Annotated in this window: 12 protein-coding genes; 4 read left to right on the forward strand and 8 right to left on the reverse strand. The window is 60.7% G+C overall.

What is annotated here, in order from left to right; translation table 11 throughout:
* Window positions 1-7 precede the first annotated feature (7 nt).
* The 7 genes from EDF70_RS18950 to EDF70_RS18980 form a co-directional block, all read right to left on the reverse strand.
* On the reverse strand, window positions 8-2,128 hold the full coding sequence (locus EDF70_RS18950; protein WP_132276707.1) for a bifunctional diguanylate cyclase/phosphodiesterase: 2,121 nt from the start codon (window positions 2,126-2,128) through the stop codon (window positions 8-10).
* A 183-nt stretch (window positions 2,129-2,311) separates the two neighbouring features.
* On the reverse strand, window positions 2,312-4,399 hold the full coding sequence (locus tag EDF70_RS18955) for a DEAD/DEAH box helicase (protein WP_132276709.1): 2,088 nt from the start codon (window positions 4,397-4,399) through the stop codon (window positions 2,312-2,314).
* Window positions 4,400-4,564: 165 nt separating this feature from the next.
* On the reverse strand, window positions 4,565-5,848 hold the full coding sequence (locus tag EDF70_RS18960) for a cystathionine gamma-synthase family protein (protein ID WP_132276711.1): 1,284 nt from the start codon (window positions 5,846-5,848) through the stop codon (window positions 4,565-4,567).
* Between the two features lie 75 nt (window positions 5,849-5,923).
* Complete coding sequence (locus tag EDF70_RS18965) at window positions 5,924-6,643, reverse strand: LrgB family protein (protein ID WP_132276713.1); 720 nt, start codon at window positions 6,641-6,643, stop codon at window positions 5,924-5,926.
* Complete coding sequence (locus EDF70_RS18970) at window positions 6,640-7,011, reverse strand: CidA/LrgA family protein (protein WP_132276715.1); 372 nt, start codon at window positions 7,009-7,011, stop codon at window positions 6,640-6,642. Before EDF70_RS18970 ends, EDF70_RS18965 begins: the two co-directional genes overlap by 4 nt.
* Window positions 7,012-7,140: 129 nt before the next feature.
* On the reverse strand, window positions 7,141-8,424 hold the full coding sequence (gene opgC / locus EDF70_RS18975) for an OpgC domain-containing protein (protein ID WP_132276717.1): 1,284 nt from the start codon (window positions 8,422-8,424) through the stop codon (window positions 7,141-7,143).
* Window positions 8,425-8,610: 186 nt separating this feature from the next.
* Window positions 8,611-12,123: a PAS domain-containing hybrid sensor histidine kinase/response regulator gene (locus tag EDF70_RS18980; RefSeq protein ID WP_132276719.1), complete on the reverse strand. Its 3,513-nt coding sequence runs from the start codon at window positions 12,121-12,123 to the stop codon at window positions 8,611-8,613.
* Between the two features lie 196 nt (window positions 12,124-12,319).
* Here EDF70_RS18980 and mscL point away from each other — a divergent pair, with 196 nt between their 5' ends.
* From mscL to EDF70_RS18995, 3 genes are all read left to right on the forward strand, one after another.
* Entirely contained in the window at window positions 12,320-12,748 is a 429-nt protein-coding gene (gene mscL / locus EDF70_RS18985; protein ID WP_132276721.1) for a large conductance mechanosensitive channel protein MscL, read from the forward strand.
* Between the two features lie 101 nt (window positions 12,749-12,849).
* Window positions 12,850-14,016 (forward strand): pyridoxal phosphate-dependent aminotransferase, encoded by a 1,167-nt coding sequence (locus EDF70_RS18990; protein ID WP_132276723.1) that lies wholly within the window; start codon window positions 12,850-12,852, stop codon window positions 14,014-14,016.
* 333 nt (window positions 14,017-14,349) lie between these two features.
* Window positions 14,350-14,976, forward strand: a complete 627-nt coding sequence (locus EDF70_RS18995) for a sugar transferase (protein ID WP_132276861.1) — start codon at window positions 14,350-14,352, stop codon at window positions 14,974-14,976.
* Window positions 14,977-15,211: 235 nt separating this feature from the next.
* Here EDF70_RS18995 and EDF70_RS19000 read toward each other — a convergent pair whose 3' ends face one another.
* Window positions 15,212-15,997 carry a metallophosphoesterase family protein gene (locus tag EDF70_RS19000; RefSeq protein ID WP_132276725.1) on the reverse strand — a complete coding sequence of 262 codons (786 nt, stop codon included), beginning with the start codon at window positions 15,995-15,997 and terminating at the stop codon, window positions 15,212-15,214.
* 618 nt (window positions 15,998-16,615) lie between these two features.
* On the opposite strand from EDF70_RS19000, the gene EDF70_RS19005 reads away from it, so the two are divergent.
* Entirely contained in the window at window positions 16,616-17,812 is a 1,197-nt protein-coding gene (locus tag EDF70_RS19005; RefSeq protein ID WP_132276727.1) for a polysaccharide biosynthesis/export family protein, read from the forward strand.
* Window positions 17,813-17,995 lie beyond the last annotated feature (183 nt).

Below are 17,995 nucleotides of genomic sequence, written 5' to 3' on the forward strand. Positions count from 1 at the left end.
CCAACCCTCAAGCCGCGCTCACCCTCACCAGCGCCGTGATATCCGCGCCGCTCATCGGCCGGCCCAGCAAAAATCCCTGCAGCTGGTCGCAGCCCGAAAGTTTCAGCGCGGTTGCCTGTTCCTGTGTTTCCACGCCTTCTGCCGTCACCGGAATGTTGAGCGCATGCGCCAGCGAAATCGTCGCGGTCAGCACTTCCGATCCCTCGCGGTTGTCCAGCCCGCTCACCAGCGAGCGGTCGATCTTCATCCGGTCGAAACCAAACGTGCGCAGGGCGCCGATGCTGGCATATCCGCAGCCGAAATCGTCCAGCGCGAATTTCACGCCGACATTGCGCAGCATCTCGATGGCGCGGCGCGCCTGGTCGGGATTGGACATCAGCACGCCTTCGGTGATTTCCAGCGTCAGCCGGTGCGGGTCGAACCCCGTCGCCTCCAGCAGGCGGATGACATCGGCCGGAAAATTCGGGTTGCGCAGCTGGATCGGCGACACATTTACCGAAAGTGCCAGCGTTTTCCATTGGCGCGCCTGGTCGATCGCGGCTTTGAGAACCTGCATGCCCAGCTGGTCGATCAGCCCCGAGCGCTCGGCGATCGGGATGAACACTTCCGGGCTGACGCGGCCGGTCACCGGCATCCATTGCGCCAGCGCCTCCACACCCACCACCCGGCCGGCCTTGGCATCGAACAGCGGCTGGTAGGAAACTTGCACCTCGCCCCGCTCCAGCGCCTTGCGCAGCCTGTCTTCCAGTTCGGCGGCCATATGCCGGTCATTGTCGAGCGCGGCGGTAAAGGTCACCGCCTTGCCGCGGCCGCTCTCCTTGGCGGTATAAAGCGCCATGTCGGCGCGCCTGAGCAGTTCCAGCGCATCAGGCACATCGTTCTCGGAAATCACCGTGCCGATGCTGGCGCCGATCTCGATCGTGCGCCCGCCGATCATGAAAGGCTCGGCCACACATTCGACGATTGTCTGGGCAAGATCCGGTGTTGTGTCGAGCGGCGTCGCCACGGCAAATTCGTCGCCGCCGAGGCGCGCGAACAGCGCGTTGGCGGGAAGATAGGATTGCACCCGTGCCGCCACCAGCTTGATCAGCTCGTCGCCAACGGCATGGCCCCAGGCATCGTTGACGCCCTTGAACCCGTCGAGGTCGATCAGGTGCAGCGTCAGGCCAGCCTTGTCGGTGGCGATCGCCTTGTCCAGCTGTTCGAGAATGCCGGCACGGTTCAAAAGCCCGCTCAGCACATCATGGGTGGCACGGTGGCGGGCGCGGTCGGTGGAGCGTTGCAGCATGCGTACCGAGAGGATGCCGGTGACCAGAACCGCGACGAGAAAGGCGACAAGAACCAGCGCCGCTGCGAGAAGATAACCGGAGACGCGGTTATAGATCATCGCGCCGGGATCGCGGCTTTCCCATTGCAGATAGGTCAGTGTGTTGCCGTCGGCGTCGTTCAGCGGAACCGACAGCATGTGCGGCTCGGGTGTAACGCTGACGCTCAGATCGTCGAGGTCAAAGGTGTGCTCGATCTCGTCGAGCGTGTCCGTCGACAGTAACCGGACCAGCACGAGCGTATGAAAGGATGTGCCGGAGGCGACCGTCTGGTCATAGGGCTGTATCGCACCTGCCGCCATGAGCGCCAATCCGTCGACGCTTCGGGCGAAACTGACGACCGGCACACGGCCGGAGGTTTTCGCATGGCTGATGAGATCGGCCAGCGAAGAACCAAAGAAGTCGGTGGGGTCGAATTCCTCGCCCTTCTTGTAGCTGCTCAGAATGGTCTGCTCCGGTGTCACGACGATCGACGCATCGAACAGCGGATTATCCTTGGTGCTCCTGCCCCAGGTCGTATCGGAAAACTCCTTTGCTTCGGGCGATGTTATGTGTTCGTAACCATCGTCCCACACGGTGTTGTCGCGTGCGGTGGCGCTCAGGTGTTCCTGCAATGCGGATATGGCTGCCGTCGCCGCATGTCTTGCGCGTGCATCATCGATAGAGGTCGCCGTATTCGTCATGTCGCGTACCGAAATGGCGATCAGCACTGCCAGTATGGCGGCCACAGCCATGAAGAATGCGGTCGCCGCAATGACGATACGGATACGAAGCGGCAGTTTTGGAAAAAGCGATTTCGACATAACACACCGATGCGAGGGTTTTGGGTCTCAGCTGTGCCCATCGCATTTGTATATTATGATCATCTAAATAAGATGTTTATTGCGGATCTCAAATTGTCCGGTCGCCTGCCGGAAGTCCTCCGCATCCAGACAACAAAAAAAGGCCGGTCGCCCGGCCTTTCTGGTCATCGTGAAATCGAAGGATCAACCGCGCTTGTCGGATTTCCCGAACTTGCCGCCGGCGCCGCCCTTCGGTCCAGCCTTGGCAAACGGCTTGGCTCCCGCAGGTTTTGCGAAGTCCGGTTTGCCCTTCTTGGCAAAGGGTTTTGCTTCACCGGCAGGCGCGTCGTTGGATTTTTTCTTCCAGGGCTTGTCGTCGCCGGGGCGGTCGGATTTCACCTTGTCGCCCTTGTAACCTTCGGACTTGTAGCCCTCGGAACGCGGAGCGTCATTGCCGGCACCCTTGGGCTTCCAGTCCTTGCGCGGGCCGTCGCCGTCTCTGGCCGGCTTGTCGCCGTAAGGCTTGGCCTTGAAAGGCTTGTCGCCACGCGGGCCGTCATTGAACTTCTTTTCTTTCCACGGCTTGTCCATGCGCGGGCCATCACGCTGGGTAAAGCCTTCGTCGTCGGTGCCGCGCGAAAACTTGGAAAAGTCGGGTGCGCCGTCCAGCTTGGTCACGCGGATGCCGCGCTCCATCAGGCGGTCCTTGCCCAGCTTGGCGAGGAACCTTTCGGCGTGGTCGGCGGAGATTTCGACAAAAGTCTCGTCGGCCTGCATCTTGATGGCGCCGATCTGGTTCTTGGTCAGATCACCGCTCTTGCAGATGGTCGGGATCAGCCAGCGCGGTTCGGCGCGTTGCTTGCGGCCGACGGAGAGCGAGAACCAGACGGCCGGGCCAAAGTCGCCACGCGGCGTCAGCGGACGGGAAGCGGCGTCGCCGGTCTGGCCTTCACGCGGCTTGCGCGCGCCATCCAGCGATACTTCAAAAATTTCTTCCGGCGCGGAATTTTTGCCGCGATACATCGAGACGAAGGCGGCTGCCAGCTTTTCGGCGTCGAAACGCTCGGTCAGCTTGGCGATCAGCGCCAGTTCGTCCTCGTCCTTCGTCACTTCGGTGAAGATCGGATTGGCGAACAGCCGCTCCTCGTCACGTTCGATAACGGCGTCGGCAGACGGCGGGTTGGCCCAGGTCGGCTCGATCTTGGCACCGAACAGAAGGCGTTCGGCCTTGCGGCGCTGGTTTACCGGAATGATCAGCGCGCTGATGCCCTTGGAACCGGCACGACCCGTGCGGCCCGAACGATGCAGAAGCGTTTCCGAATTGGTCGGCAGGTCGGCATGGATAACCAGCTCAAGGCCGGGAAGGTCGATACCGCGGGCTGCAACGTCGGTGGCCACGCAAACGCGGGCACGGCCGTCACGCATGGCCTGCAGCGCATGGGTGCGCTCGTTCTGCGTCAGTTCGCCGGAAAGCGCCACGACGGAGAAATTGCGGTTGGAAAGGCGTGCGGTCAGATGGTTGACGGCAGCGCGGGTCGAGCAGAACACGATCGCATTCGGCGCTTCGTAGTAGCGCAGCACGTTGACGATGGCGTTTTCGCGGTCCTGCGCGGAAACGAGAAGCGCGCGCTGCTCGATGTCCACATGCTGCTTCTGCTCGGCGGCCGTGGCAATGCGCACGGCATTGCGCTGGTAGCTCTTGGCAAGCTTGGCAATGGCGGCCGGCACGGTGGCTGAGAACATCAGGGTGCGGCGATCATCCGGGGCCTGCTCGAGAATATATTCGAGATCCTCACGGAAACCGAGGTCGAGCATTTCGTCGGCCTCGTCCAGCACGGCGACGCGCAGTTCCGACATGTCGAGCGCGTTGCGGCGGATATGGTCGCATATACGGCCCGGCGTGCCGACGACGATATGGGCGCCACGTTCCAGCGCCCGGCGCTCGGAGCGGATGTCCATGCCACCGACGCAGGAGGTGATGACGGCGCCGGCTTCGGCGTACAGCCAGTCCAGCTCGCGCTTCACCTGCAGGGCCAGTTCGCGGGTCGGCGCGATCACCAGTGCCAGCGGCACGCCGGCGCGGCCGAACTGCTCGGCGTCACCGAGAAGCGTCGGCGCCATGGCGATGCCGAAGGCAACCGTCTTGCCGGAACCGGTCTGCGCCGAAACCAGCGCGTCGGACGTGATGAGGGCCGGATCGAGCATCGCCAGCTGAACCGGGGTAAGCGTCGAGTAGCCACGTTTTTCCAACGCCTTGGCGATCGGCGGGATCGCGCCGTCAATTGCGGTCATGAATTACTGTCTTTCGGATTTAATGCGCCCACGTTTCCGGGGCGCCCTGGCTGCAAGGCTCGCAGCCGAACATGGGCGCGTCTCTACTGTTTTCAACGGCAAATGTCAAAGTGTTGCCATGCAGGGCTGCCCGGCGCGCCGGGCACGCCTCGTCCAGGCCCCGGTTCAACTCTGGTCGAGAGCGACTGTCAGGTCGGCGATCAGGTCGTCGGGATGTTCGATGCCGATCGAAAGCCGGATCGTGCTCTCCAGAACGCCGATCCTCTGGCGCACCTCCACTGGCACGCCGGAATGCGTCATCGTGGCCGGATGGCTGGCAAGCGATTCCGTGCCACCAAGGCTGACCGCCAGCTTGAAGATCGACAACGCATTGAGGAAGCGGAAGGAGGCCGGCTGCCCGCCTTTGATATCGAAGGAAAAGGTCGAACCCGCACCGCTGCACTGGCGGGCAAACACCTTTCCGGTCGGCGATTGCGGGTCGTGATAGGGCAGGTAATGAATACTCTCGACGGCGGGGTGGCTTTTCAGAAAGTCGGCGACCGCCTTGGCATTGGTATTGGCCTTTTCCATGCGGATCGACAGTGTTTCCAGGGACCGCCCCAGCATCCAGCAGGAATGTGGATCGAGCTGCGTGCCGATCGCGCCGCGCAGAGCCTTCACCGGTTTCATCACCGCTTTCGATCCGAGTGCTGCACCGGCAATCAGATCCGAATGGCCGCCGACATACTTTGTCAGCGAATAGACGGAAATGTCCGCACCATGCTCGATCGGCCGCTGGAAGACAGGGCCGAGCAGCGTGTTGTCGCAGACGACGATCGGCGTGTGGCCTTGCGCCTTGCCGATTTCGTCGGCGACGTGCCGCATCAGGCCTATGTCCACCAAGCTGTTGGTCGGGTTGGCCGGCGTCTCGATCAGGATCACCGATACGCGGCCTTTTGACATCGCCGCTTGGGCGGCGGCGTTGACGGAGGCTTCGTCGACACCATCGGAAAAGCCCACGGCGGCAACATCCAGCTCGGCAAATTTTTTCGCCAGCAGCGTTTCGGTGCCGCCATAAAGCGGCTGCGAATGCAAAATGCTGTCGCCCGGTTTGACGAAGGCCAGCAGCACCGTGGCAATCGCCGACATGCCGGAGGAAAACAGCACACCGCTTTCCGCGCGCTCGTAAACCGCCAACCGGTCCTCGACGATCTCGCTATTGGGATGATTGAAGCGCGAATAGACAAGGCCCGCGCCGGTGCCTTCCGGCGGCTCCTTGCGGCCGGACACATAATCGAAGAAGTCACGGCCTTCTTCCGCCGATTTGAACACGAAGGTGGAGGTAAGGAAGACTGGCGGTTTTACCGCGCCCTCGGACAATTCGGGGTCGTAACCGTAGTTCAGCATTTGCGTTTCGGGGTGAAGCGCGTGATTGCCGATATGCGTCTTGGAAGGGTGCGGTTTGGTCATGGACCTGCTCCTGGCTTCGCGATGAAACCGTAGATAACGCCGCAAGCACCGTCGCCAAGTGGCGGGCGCGCCGCTTCAGTGCATCAGAAGCGACGTGGCCAGCGGCACCACCACCGAGGTCGCCACCGCATTGAGCGCCATGGCGATGCCGGCAAACAGTCCGGCCGTGGCATTCACCTCATAAGCGCGGGCGGTGCCGATGCCGTGCGAGGTGAGGCCCGCCGCAAAACCACGCGCGGCGTAGTCTTGAATGCGCATCAGGTTCATGAACGGTGTGACGATCACCGCGCCGATAATGCCGGTGAGGATCACCAGAACCGCCGTCAGCGAGGCGTTGCCGCCCATCTCGGACGAAATCGCCATGGCAACGCCGGCGGTGGCGGATTTCGGCAGGAAGGAGATCATTACCTCTTGCGACAGCCCGAAAGCCTGTCCGAGCACGACGACCGAAGCCACCGCCGCCAGCGAGCCGACGACAAGGGCGGCGGCGATCGGCAGAAGCAGCTTTTTCACATTCTCCCAGTTCCGGTACAGCGGCACGGCAATCGCCACCGTCGCCGGGCCGAGCAGGAAATGCACGAACTGCGCGCCGGCAAAGAAGGTCTCGAAAGGAATGCCGAACGCCGTCATCACCAGCGATAGGAAGATGACCGAGATCAGCACCGGATTGGCCAACGGGTTCCGCCGCAGCCTCTGCGAAATTTCGGTGGCGGCAATCCATGTGCACACAGTCAGCGTCAGCCAGATCAGCGGCGAGGTCGACAGGTAGACCCAGAGTTCGATCGGGCTTCTCATCGTTTTTCTCCGGCTCGGGCCATCAGTCGTCGCACACCGATGAAGGTCCACACGGTAATGGCCAGCGTGAAGACCGCCGACAGGACCAGAACCGCGATGATCGCCGCCGCCTGGCTCTCGACCAGCCCCCACAAGGCCACCACGCCAACGCCGGCCGGCACGAACATCAGGCCGAGATTGGCAAGCATGCTATCGGCGACCGCTTCGATGCGCGGATATCCGCTATGGCCGAAGCGTCGGCCGGCCTGCAGCGCGGCAAACAGCAGCACGATGCCGACCACCGGGCCGGGAACGGGCAGTCGGGTCAGGAAAACAAGGCTTTCGCCAAGAAGCTGGAAAAGAAGAAGGGCTGCGATGCCGCGTAACATGAAAACTCCGGTCGCGGGGAAGAGAGATGATCAACCTCTATCGCAAGCACCCGCCTTCGTCACCCGGTGGGGAAACGAGAAAGGGCGGCTTGTTGCCAAGCCGCCCTTGCAGTTTCGAAATCGTGCCGGTCAGGCGGTGCGCGGACGGGTTACCGGCACGCTGGCCTTGGGGCCGGCCTTCACGCTGGCCGTGGCAGGTGCGGCGACCTGGCCATTGGGGCCACGCGGCGCCGGTACATTGTCTTCGGCTGTGCCAAAGAACTTGTCGCGTTCGCGCCACAGCGCAGGGATCGCCAGAAGGGCCACGCCGACCACGGCGATCATCGCCTTGGTGAACTGCGACAGTTCCGGCGAACGACCGTCGAAATAATAGACGGCGTAAACGATGGCGACGTGCCAGACGTAAACGTAGAGCGAATGGCGACCGAGCAGCTGCAGAAAGCGGATCGAGAACACCCAGACCAGTGCATTGGCGATCTTGCGAACCCAGACGGCCGGATGTTTCGGGCCGGCAATCAGCATCCACGTCATCAGCGAGGCGGCTGCCATGAAGTTCAGCAGATAGACCACGCTGAAGTCGGTACGGATTTCCAGTGTCGCGAACTTGGCAGCCAGCTCCGGCGGCATCAGGCCATAAGCGGTCATGATGCGCAGGGGCAGGAAGAACAGGCAGACGGAAACGGCGGCCAGCGGAATGAACGAGTTTTCCGGCGAGAAGATCTTGCCCCACGGAATACGGTTGAGCGAGGTCAGCGCGCCGAGCACCAGAGCCGAATAGAACACGATCTGCCAGCCGAACAGGTTGAACGAAGTGCGCATGCCCTGATCGTCCGGACGCATCAGGAACGAATTGATCGGGTCGGTGATCAGCTTCTGTACGCCGATCTGGCCGGCCATCCAGACGATCAGCGAACCGATCATCACATAGGCCCATTTGCCGTCGATCACGAGCTTCACCAGCATCGGCGCAAAGATCATGTAGACGATATATTGCGGCAGGATGTCCATGAAGGTCGGCTGGAAGAAGAAGGTCGCAATCGCCGCCAGACGCATCGGGTCGTCGAAGGTCGTGTAACCCAGCCAGTTGTACCATATATAATAGGCGCCCGGCAGAACCATCTGGGCAGCCAGTGCAACCAGCACGATACCCATGGCATAACGGTAAAGCTCGAAGGCACGCGAATAGATCGCGGCGCGTCCGGCCTCATAACCGTTCTTGGCCATCTTGCGCACATAGACCATGCCGATCAGCAGGCCGGACAGGAAAACGAACCCCTGTGCGTCCTCAACGAACGCGAGCTGGTTGTGGTTGATTTTGACCAGCCAGTAGCCGCCGGCAAAAACCAGGTGGTTGATCAGCATGAAAACGAGGAAGTATCCCCGCAATCCATCAATAATCTCAAAGCGTTTCATCGGTCGCGTTCTCCGTCTTTCAGGTGCCGAACGCGGGCGCGATCGATGCCTTGGTGCCTCTGCGGGCCGGTGGAAGATACGCGCCTAAACGCGGCAAAAAGGCGTGCGGTTCCGAGGTCGGATCATTTTTACAACCCGCACGCGATCAAGAAGTGATCAAGGAAATGTGTGTGCCGGAATGGGAACCTACTCGGCCGCGGCGCGGCGATGACTTGCGATCTGGGCGATATATGCTCTCAGCGCCGCCGGTTTGACGGGCTTATTCTGCAATCCCAGGCCGTATTTTTTTGTCTCGGCGCGAACCTCCTGGCTGCGGTCGGCGGTAATGATCAGGGCCGGAATGTCGATTTCGAATCGACCCCTCAGCCCGAGAATTGCCGCAATCCCGGTTCCGTCGTCAAGGTGATAATCGGCGATCACGAGATCGGGAACGGGTGTGACGGCATCGCTGTGGAAACCCTCGGCAAGGGCCTCCGCTTCCGCTTTCGAACTGGCTTGCAGAACGGTGCAGCCCCAGCCGGAAATCAGGATCGCCATGCCGGCCAGAATGCGCGGATCGTTGTCGATGCACAAAACGGTGACGCCGTTAAGCGAGTGCGGTGAAACGGCCAAGGGCAGGGGCGCTGCCACCTTGCCGGCTTCCGCCCTCGGTAATTTCACACGAAAGATCGTGCCGCGACCCGGCGCGGAAACAATTTCGACCGGATGGGCAAGCACACGCGAAATACGGTCGACGATGGAAAGGCCCAGCCCAAGCCCGCTGGCCGTGCGGGCCCCTTCATCGAGCCGGGTGAATTCTTCGAAGATCGCCTCGAAACTGGCCTTCGGAATGCCGATACCGCTGTCGGCCACCTCGATCACCACCTCTTCGCCACGTCGGCGCACGCCCACCAGAACCTTGCCGGACACGGTGTATTTGATGGCGTTGGAGACAAGATTCTGCACCAGCCGCCGCAACAGGTTGGCATCCGAGCGGACGGCGAGAGACGTGGGCATGACCTTGAAGGTGAGGTTTTTTTCACGTGCCAGCGGCGCAAAGTCGGTCTCGATCCGGTGCAGAAGATCGCCCAGCGCCACCGGGGCGATCTGCGGTTTCATCGCGCCGGTATCGAGCCGCGACATGTCCAGCACGGCACCGAGAATGGCCTCGACCGATTCCAGTGCGGAATCGATATTGCTCACCAGTTCGCTGTTTTCCGATTGCCCAAGCCGCCCGACCAGCGCCGAGGAGTATAGCCGCGCGGCATTCAGTGGCTGGAGAATGTCGTGGCCGGCGGCGGCGAAAAACCGGGTTTTTCCCAGATTGGCATCGTCTGCGCTGGCGCGGGCGGCCGCCAGTTCGCCATTCACCTGCATCAGTTCGGCGGTGCGTTCACTGACGCGCAGTTCCAGCGTCTCGTTTGCCTCCTGCAGCGCGCGGGCGGCGGATACGCGGTCGGTAATGTCGGTAAAGGTGGCAACGAACCCGTTGTCCGGCATGGCATTGGAGCGGACTTCGAGAATGCGTTTTCGTTTGCCGAGTGCCAGCGAAAAGGGAATGTCGAGTGTCTTGAAGCGCGCAACCAGCGCCGTTCTGCCGGCCGCATCGAGATCGCCTCGGGCAACGAGAATGGAGACGAGATCGGACAGCGGATAACCGACCTGTCCCACCTCTTCCGGCAGATCGAGCAGGGTGCGGAAACGCCGGTTCCACACCGTCAGCCGGCCGACACTGTCGAATACGGCAATTCCCTGATCCATTTTCGAAAGGGCGGTCTGCAGCATGTCCTGATTGTGCTGCAGCGCCTCGCTGGCCTGATCGAGCAGCCATGCCGTATCCGGTCCGGCATCCTCGGCCTTCTGCAGAACCAGCGACAGCACGAGACGAGCGGAGGCAGAGCCGATGGCGCTGCCGAGCAGCTGTTCGGAAAAATGGATGACCGACATGTCGGCGGCATCAGCATCGGAAAGCTTGCGCCCGGTCGTGCGTTCATGGCTGGCAAAGGAGCGGCGCATGCGCTCCTCGCCGAGATAGCGGCCGATCGTTGTCTTCAGCGTGCCGATGGTCACGGCCGTTTTCCAGCCGCGGCTGACCAGTTGCGACCGCGGCTGACGGCGCACGAATACGCCGGCCTGCACCCGCTCCAGCGGCCGCGGATTGCGCGACAAGGAACCGAGGACGAAGGCGGTGAGATTGAGCAACAGGCTGAGTGTGACCGCATTGACGAGAGGATCGGCGCGCGCGCCAGAGAAAAGCCCGGTGCCGGGCAGAAGGAAGTTCAGCACGGCAGAGGCGACATGGGCGTTGTCCGGCCCGCCGAGGCTTGGCACGAACAGAAGATAGGCCCAGGTCAGGAAACCGATCAGCATGCCGGCAATGGCGCCGCGCGCATTGGCCCGGTGCCACCACAACCCGCCGAGCACGGAAGGCGCCATCTGCGCGATCGCGGCAAACGACAGAAGGCCGATCGAGGCAAGGCCGTACTGGCCGTCGGACATGCGATAATAGACGTAACCGAGCATCAGCACGGCAAAGATCGCCATGCGGCGGATGCTGAGCAACATCGGCGAAAAATCGGCGCGCTGGTCATCGGAGCCGATCAGGCGGCGGCGCAGAAACACCGGCATGACGATGTCGTTCGATACCATGATCGACAGCGCCACGGATTCGACGATGACCATGGCGGTGGCGGCCGAAAACCCGCCGATGAAGACGATCAGCGTGACGGCCGGCATATGCTGGGTCAGCGGCAGAAGCAGGAGATAAAGATCGGAATCGCCACTGCCGCCGAGCAGGATCAGGCCGGCAGCCGCAACCGGCAGCACGAACAGGTTGATGGCGATCAGGTAAAGCGGCAGCAGCCAGCCGGCCATGCGCAATTCCCGCATCGTGCGGTTCTCGACCACCGTCACATGGAACTGGCGCGGCAGGAGAATGATCGCAAACACCGACAGCACGATCAGCACCACCCACCGGCTTGTCGGCGTGCGGTAATCCATCGAGGCGGAGACCAGCGAATGGTTTGCCGCCTGCTGAAAAAGGTCGGTCGGGCCATCGAACAGGAAAAACAGCACGGCGATGCCGGCGGTGAAAAATGCCACCAGCTTGACCAGGGATTCCGCCCCGATTGCAAGGATCAAGCCGTCCTGATGTTCGGTGGCGTCGGTGTGGCGGGTGCCGAACATCACCGCGAAACAGGCCATCATCAGCGTCACGATCAGCGCCAGATCAATGATGCCGGGCGCCATGCTGTCTCCACCAAAGCCCGACGGATCGAGCATGGCGGCAACCGAGCTGGAAACGGCGCGAAGCTGCAGCGCGATATAGGGAATGACGCCGACCAGCGAGATGACGGCGACGATCAGCGCCACCGTCTGGTTCTTGCCGTAGCGGGCAGCCACGAAGTCGGCCACCGATACCAGACGTTCCGCCTTGGCGATCTCGATGATGCGGCGGATGATCGGCAGGCCGATGGTAAAGGCGATGATCGGGCCGATATAGATGCCGGCAAATTCCAGTCCGTGGCCGGCAGCAAGGCCAACGCCACCAAAATAGGTCCATGACGTGCAGTAGACGGCAAGGCTCAGGGCATAGACGAGCGGCCTTCCGTTGCGGCTCACGCCGACGCGTGCGCTGCGCCGGTCGCCATAGGTGGCGATCGCGAACAGCAGCAGAATATAGGCACACGCCGACAGGAAAATGGCCCAGCCTGGAAGCATCTTTCCTCCGCGACCGGGCAGACCGGTCGTCCTCCGGAAAGAAGTCTAGGACAAAAGCCGGCGCTTGAAAATCAGCGGCTTCTCGTCAAAAAGTTGAAGATGGCCGGATCCGGCGCGATTACTCAAAACCGGCCTTTTCAGTATTTTAGAATGCGCTATGTTGCGTTTCAGGGTGGGACATACAGAGAGGGTAACCATGTCTTTCGTCAGCGAATTTCGCTCCTTCATCGCCAAGGGCAACGTCGTCGATCTCGCGGTCGGCATCATCATCGGCGGCGCCTTCACAGGCATCGTCAGCTCGCTCGTCAACGACATCGTCATGCCGGTCGTCAGTGTCGTTGTCGGCGGTATCGATTTCTCCAACTACTTCTTCCCGCTGAATTCAGCCGTCACCGCCACGACGCTGGATGCCGCCAAGGAACAGGGCGCGGTTTTTGCCTATGGCAAGTTCCTCACCGTCATCATCAACTTCCTCATCCTCGCCTGGATCATCTTCCTGATGGTGAAGGGTGTGAACAAGCTGCGTGCAGCGGAAGAAAAGAAGCCGGTCGAGGCCGCCCCCGCGCCGCCACCGGCCGATATCCAGCTTCTGTCGGAAATCCGCGATCTGTTGAAGACGCGCTGATCGGCAACGCTTCACATAAATCAATAGAAAGCCGACGAATTCTCATGGGATTCGTCGGCTTATCTGCGTTATGAAACCTCCAAACGGAGAACTCATGCCGCATGTCCATTCTTGAAAGCCTCAGCAGCCGTATCGCCTCAGCCCCGCCGAGCGGTATCGTCGAAGTCATGAACTACGCCCGCGGTCGCGATGGCCTGATTCCGCTCTGGGCGGGCGAGGGCGATCTGCCAAGCCCCGATTTCATCAACAAGGCGGCCAGCGACGCCCTGATGGCGGGCGAAACCTTCTATACCTGGCAGCGCGGCATTCCGGAAATGCGTCAGGCCCTGTCGGATTTCTACCAGCGTCATTTTCAGGTCTCGCTGCCGATCGACAATTTTTCCGTCACCAGTTCCGGCATGCATGCGATCACGCTCTGTGTGCAGGCGGTCACCGCGCCCGGCGACGAGCTGATCTATCTGACGCCGAGCTGGCCGAACATCGTCTCCGCCGTCGGCATCGGTGGCGCAACCCCGATCGGCCTGCCGCTCGATTTCGTCGATGGCGGCTTCAAGGTCGACATGAACAAGCTGGAAGCGCTGATCACGCCGCGCACCAAGGCACTGTTCATCAATACCCCGTCCAACCCGACTGGCTGGGTGGCAACGAAGCAGGATCTCGCCGATATCCTGACGCTGGCGCGCAAGCATGGTCTGTGGATCATCGCCGACGAGATTTACGCGCTCTATTATTATGCGGGCGGCCGCGCGCCATCTTTCCTCGACGTGATGGAAGAGGGCGACCGCATCCTGTTCGCCAACTCGTTTTCGAAAAACTGGTCGATGACCGGCTGGCGCGTCGGCTGGATCGTCGCGCCGCCGGAAATGGGCGATGTTATCGGCAATCTCATCCAGTATTCCAGCTCCGGTCTTGCGCAGTTCATGCAGCGCGGCGCCGTCGTGGCGCTCGACAAGGGCGACGATTTCGTGCGCCAGAACATCGAGCGCGCCACAATCTCGCGCGACATCCTCTGCGACACGCTGATTTCCACCAATCGTGTGGAAACCCGTAAACCCGATGGTGCCCTCTACGCCTTCCTCAAGGTCGATGGTATCACCGACAGCCGTGCCGCGGCCTTCGATATCGTCGACAAGACGCTGGTCGGTCTGGCGCCGGGCACGGCCTTCGGTCCGGGCGGTGCTCCCTTCCTGCGCGCCTGCTTCCTGCGTGATCCCGTTCAGGTTCGCGAGGCAGCCGGCCGTCTGGCGGAGTATATTCTCAAGCTTTGACAATGGCTTGAGAGGGCGGTCGCTGGCATTCCATTGGCCGCCCTTTCAAACAAAATATGACTTTTGCTCATTAAGCCTTGAAAAGCTCTTGCACTGCAACATGTACCATCTCTGGTCGTCCTGCTGTCGCGTTAACCCTTCATTGAGGATGCGCATTGAGGATCGGCAAATTCCTGGCGCGGCCAATGGCGCTGGCAAATGCGACTGAGTGTGGAACAGATGCGGGTGGATGACGTGACGGGATCGGGACGCCAGATAGACGCAATTCGGGTGGCGGATGAGCAGCCCAAGCCATTTTCTTTCAATATCGAGGACTATGGCACAGCCGCGGTGATGCGGAAGGTCAGCCATTCGCGGGCACATCTCGCCGCCAAACGTGCGGTCGATATTTCCGTCTCGCTGATGGCCCTTATCGCCCTGGCACCTCTGCTATTGGCGGTTGCCGTTCTGATCAAGCTCGACAGCAAGGGACCGGTGCTTTTCCGGCAGACCCGCTGGGGCAAGGATTGCAGCAAGATCAGGGTTTACAAGTTCCGCTCGATGCGCACCGACCTCGGTGATGCGACCGGTGTCGCTCAGACGATCAAGAACGATCCGCGCATCACCAAGCTGGGCGCCATCCTGCGCAAGACCAATATCGACGAACTGCCGCAGCTTCTGAACGTGCTGAAGGGCGACATGTCGCTGGTCGGCCCGCGCTGCCACGCCATCGGCATGCTGGCCGCCGGCATCCCTTACGAGGATCTGGTGCCGGATTATCATCGCCGCCACATGGTAAAGCCCGGCATGACGGGTCTTGCCCAGATGCGCGGCCTGCGTGGTCCGACAGACCGCCCCGGCAAGGCACGTGCCCGCATTGCCTGCGACCTGCATTATATCGACAAGTTTTCCGTTTGGTTCGATATCCGCATCATGGTCGGAACCGTTGTGTCCGAACTGCGCGGCGGCAAGGGTTTCTAAAGCCCTCGGTAGTATGTCGATATAACGCCTACTGGTTCACCTAAGCTTGCAAGGAACGAGCATGCGTATCTCTGGCAACCGAATGTTATGGTTTCTGGCCTTGGCGGTTATCGTGCTTGTCGTAGTGGTCCGCTATTCCTCCTTTATCACTCAGGATAAATGCCTCGATAGCGGAGGCGCTTGGAACGATGGCCGTTGTTCGTATTAAGGCATTTCGCCAGCGCAACGGCTAATTCTAGAGAATGCTGGCCTTGCCGTCGATGATTTTCAGAACGGCAAGGTGGCCGCTGTAATAGGCGCCTGTGTCGATGCCGATACGGCCAGACGAGAACTGCGGCTTGTCCACCGGCGTGTGCCCATGGATGACGATCTTCGGCAGCATTGGCCCCTTCGACAGAAACGGCTGACGGATCCACATCAGGTCCTCGTCGCGCTGCTCCTCCATCGGCACTTCGGGGCGCAGGCCCGCATGCACAAAAACATAATCGCCGATCGCCAGAAGCACCGGCAGGCTTTCCAGAAATTCGATGTGATGGGCCGGTACAATATCCTTGAGGATCGTGCGCATCAGCGCCGGATCGCCGCCGCTGCGGCTGACCAGATGCTCGGCATCCATGCCGTAGGACAGCAGCGTCTGGCGGCCACCGAATTCCAGCCAGCGGTCGATCTGGCTCGGATCGCGCAGGAACTGCAGGAAAACATCATCGTGATTGCCGCATAGCGGTACCCGCCGCAGGGTCGGGTCCGATGGTCGTGCCAGATGTTCGAGAACTGCCGCCGAACGAGGGCCGCGATCGACATAGTCGCCGAGCAGGATGGTCAAGCCCTTCCTTTCGTATTGCCTGGCGTCATCACGAATACGCCGTTCAGCGTCGAGCAGCTGGTCGAGGCATCCATGCACATCTCCCACCGCATAAAGCGGGTATGCCGGTCCCGGTTGGCCGAGCGTGAAGCGACGGCGCGGCGGCGTTGCCTGTGTCGGCCCGCCCTGCCGGAAAAACCGTTGCAGGAGAGATTTCATGCGGTCATGCTTTTCATAAAATACACCGACCGCGATCAGCGATCATGCGTGACTGTACCCTGTTCACCCGCGATAAGCATGAGGCCTTCTCGGTTTCGCGTCCACTCGCATCTGCACGTGATCCACTCAATAAGTCGATACCGGCCGGATGAGCAGGTTTTCCACATGTCTGCGCCTGGATGTTGAAATGATGCGCGAGATCGATCTTTTGGCAGCAAGAAATCAACCTATGCGGGAATTAAGGGTGGTCAATCTCGGTATGGTCACGCTCGTGCCATGATTGCATCTTCTGCGCGTCCATATCTGACAAATGATAATAATCGCATGCCGATGACCTCCAATGGGAAAAGATTCAATTTTAACAAAGTGCCGGTGATTGTTTGGCAATATTGACTTTAAGCGTCTGTTTACCATGTTCTTGCCAATCCGCGCCAAAAAAGCCCAATGCAATCAAGGGTGGTTAATGGGTGTTAATCATCTGTGATACAAACGCCACACAAAGATTGCCAGATGACTCGCAGGAGTAGTGTTTCGGACGTGCCGAGGTGGTACGTCCGACGTTTTTTGACTATTGCATTGCAGCATATGTCTGCACGACTGAAGGAGATCCGAGTGATCATGCGTTGCTCCGTAATGCTGCTGACAGTAACCGCCCTGGGTTTGGCCGGTTGCACGGCACTCCCGAATTCCGGCCCGTTATCGGAAGCGGTCGAGTCCAATGCGGCGGTCAAGGTTACCTCCGCCAGCAAGGCCAAGACGGCCGGTATCGATTATGCGCTGGTCGATCTCAACAAGACGCTGCTTGCTTATGTGGGTGATACGGTCACGCCATCCTTTGCCAGCGGTTTCGGCACGGGACGCGGCGGTGCTCCGAACCTGCCGCTCGGCGTCGGTGATGTCGTTCAGGTCACGGTGTTCGAATCCCAGTCCGGCGGTCTCTTCATTCCCGCCGATGCTGGCAGCCGTTCCGGTAACTTCGTTTCCCTGCCGAACTATACGATCGGCCGCGATGGCATGATCAGCGTGCCTTATGCCGGCCGCATCCGCGCCAATGGCCGCACCGTCGAGCAGGTTCAGCGCGAGATCGAGGAAAAGCTCGCCAACCGCGCCATCGAGCCGCAGGCGATCATCACCAAGATCAACAGCCGCTCCGCACAGGTCGCCGTCCTCGGCGACGTCAACGAGCCGACCAAGATCGAACTGACGGAAGCCGGCGACCGTATTCTCGACGTCGTTTCGCAGGCCGGTGGCCTCAGCGTGCCGGGTGAGGAAACCTACATCACGCTCCAGCGCGGCAGCCGCACCGGCAAGGTCTATTACGAAGACCTCGTGAAGAACCCGCGTGAAAACATCTTTGTCGCGCCGGGCGATACCGTCGTCGTCAAGCGCGAGCGTCGCACCTATCTCGCTTTCGGCGCTTCGGGTCTGAATGGCCGCTTCAACTTCGAGGAATCCTCGCTGACACTCGGCGAAGCTCTGGGCCAGGCCGGTGGTCTGCTCGACAGCAAGGCCGATCCGCAGCAGGTTCTTTTGTATCGCACCGTCAGCCGCGATCTGCTGGTCAAGCTCGGCGTCGATACGTCACGCTTCAAGGGTCAGGAAGTTCCTGTGATCTTCCGCGCCAACCTGCGTGATCCGGCCATGTTCTTCGCGGTCCAGAAGTTCCCGATGCAGGACAAGGACATTCTCTACGTGACCAATTCGAAGTCCGTCGAGCTGACCAAGTTCCTCGATATCCTCAACGACGTCACATCGACAGCTTCGGGTGTCAGCAACGACGCATTGAGTACGCGCAACGCGATCCGCGACCTTTAAGGCGAACTTTCCGGGAGGCGCCGCGCGCGCCTCCCGGCGTCTTTAAAAAGAGACATTTCATCTAAAACTTGATCATTGTCCGATCATGTGCCACGTTTTCCCAGCAGGTCGAAATCCGACCGTTCCATAAAAAAGCCTTGGGAGGAGGTTGGAACGGTCATCGGGCACTTGCTCGATACTCGA

The organism is Neorhizobium sp. JUb45, from assembly GCF_004343585.1.
Lineage (GTDB): Bacteria > Pseudomonadota > Alphaproteobacteria > Rhizobiales > Rhizobiaceae > Neorhizobium.

Coding starts and splice junctions, on each gene's coding strand:
- EDF70_RS18970 (WP_132276715.1), bottom strand. CDS start 7,011: ATGTTACGCGGCATCGCAGCCCTTCTTCTTTTCCAGCTTCTTGGCGAA.
- EDF70_RS18995 (WP_132276861.1), top strand. CDS start 14,350: ATGCGGAAGGTCAGCCATTCGCGGGCACATCTCGCCGCCAAACGTGCG.
- EDF70_RS19005 (WP_132276727.1), top strand. CDS start 16,616: ATGCGTTGCTCCGTAATGCTGCTGACAGTAACCGCCCTGGGTTTGGCC.
- EDF70_RS18955 (WP_132276709.1), bottom strand. CDS start 4,399: ATGACCGCAATTGACGGCGCGATCCCGCCGATCGCCAAGGCGTTGGAA.
- EDF70_RS19000 (WP_132276725.1), bottom strand. CDS start 15,997: ATGAAATCTCTCCTGCAACGGTTTTTCCGGCAGGGCGGGCCGACACAG.
- EDF70_RS18980 (WP_132276719.1), bottom strand. CDS start 12,123: ATGCTTCCAGGCTGGGCCATTTTCCTGTCGGCGTGTGCCTATATTCTG.
- mscL (WP_132276721.1), top strand. CDS start 12,320: ATGTCTTTCGTCAGCGAATTTCGCTCCTTCATCGCCAAGGGCAACGTC.
- EDF70_RS18960 (WP_132276711.1), bottom strand. CDS start 5,848: ATGACCAAACCGCACCCTTCCAAGACGCATATCGGCAATCACGCGCTT.
- EDF70_RS18950 (WP_132276707.1), bottom strand. CDS start 2,128: ATGTCGAAATCGCTTTTTCCAAAACTGCCGCTTCGTATCCGTATCGTC.
- EDF70_RS18965 (WP_132276713.1), bottom strand. CDS start 6,643: ATGAGAAGCCCGATCGAACTCTGGGTCTACCTGTCGACCTCGCCGCTG.
- EDF70_RS18990 (WP_132276723.1), top strand. CDS start 12,850: ATGTCCATTCTTGAAAGCCTCAGCAGCCGTATCGCCTCAGCCCCGCCG.
- opgC (WP_132276717.1), bottom strand. CDS start 8,424: ATGAAACGCTTTGAGATTATTGATGGATTGCGGGGATACTTCCTCGTT.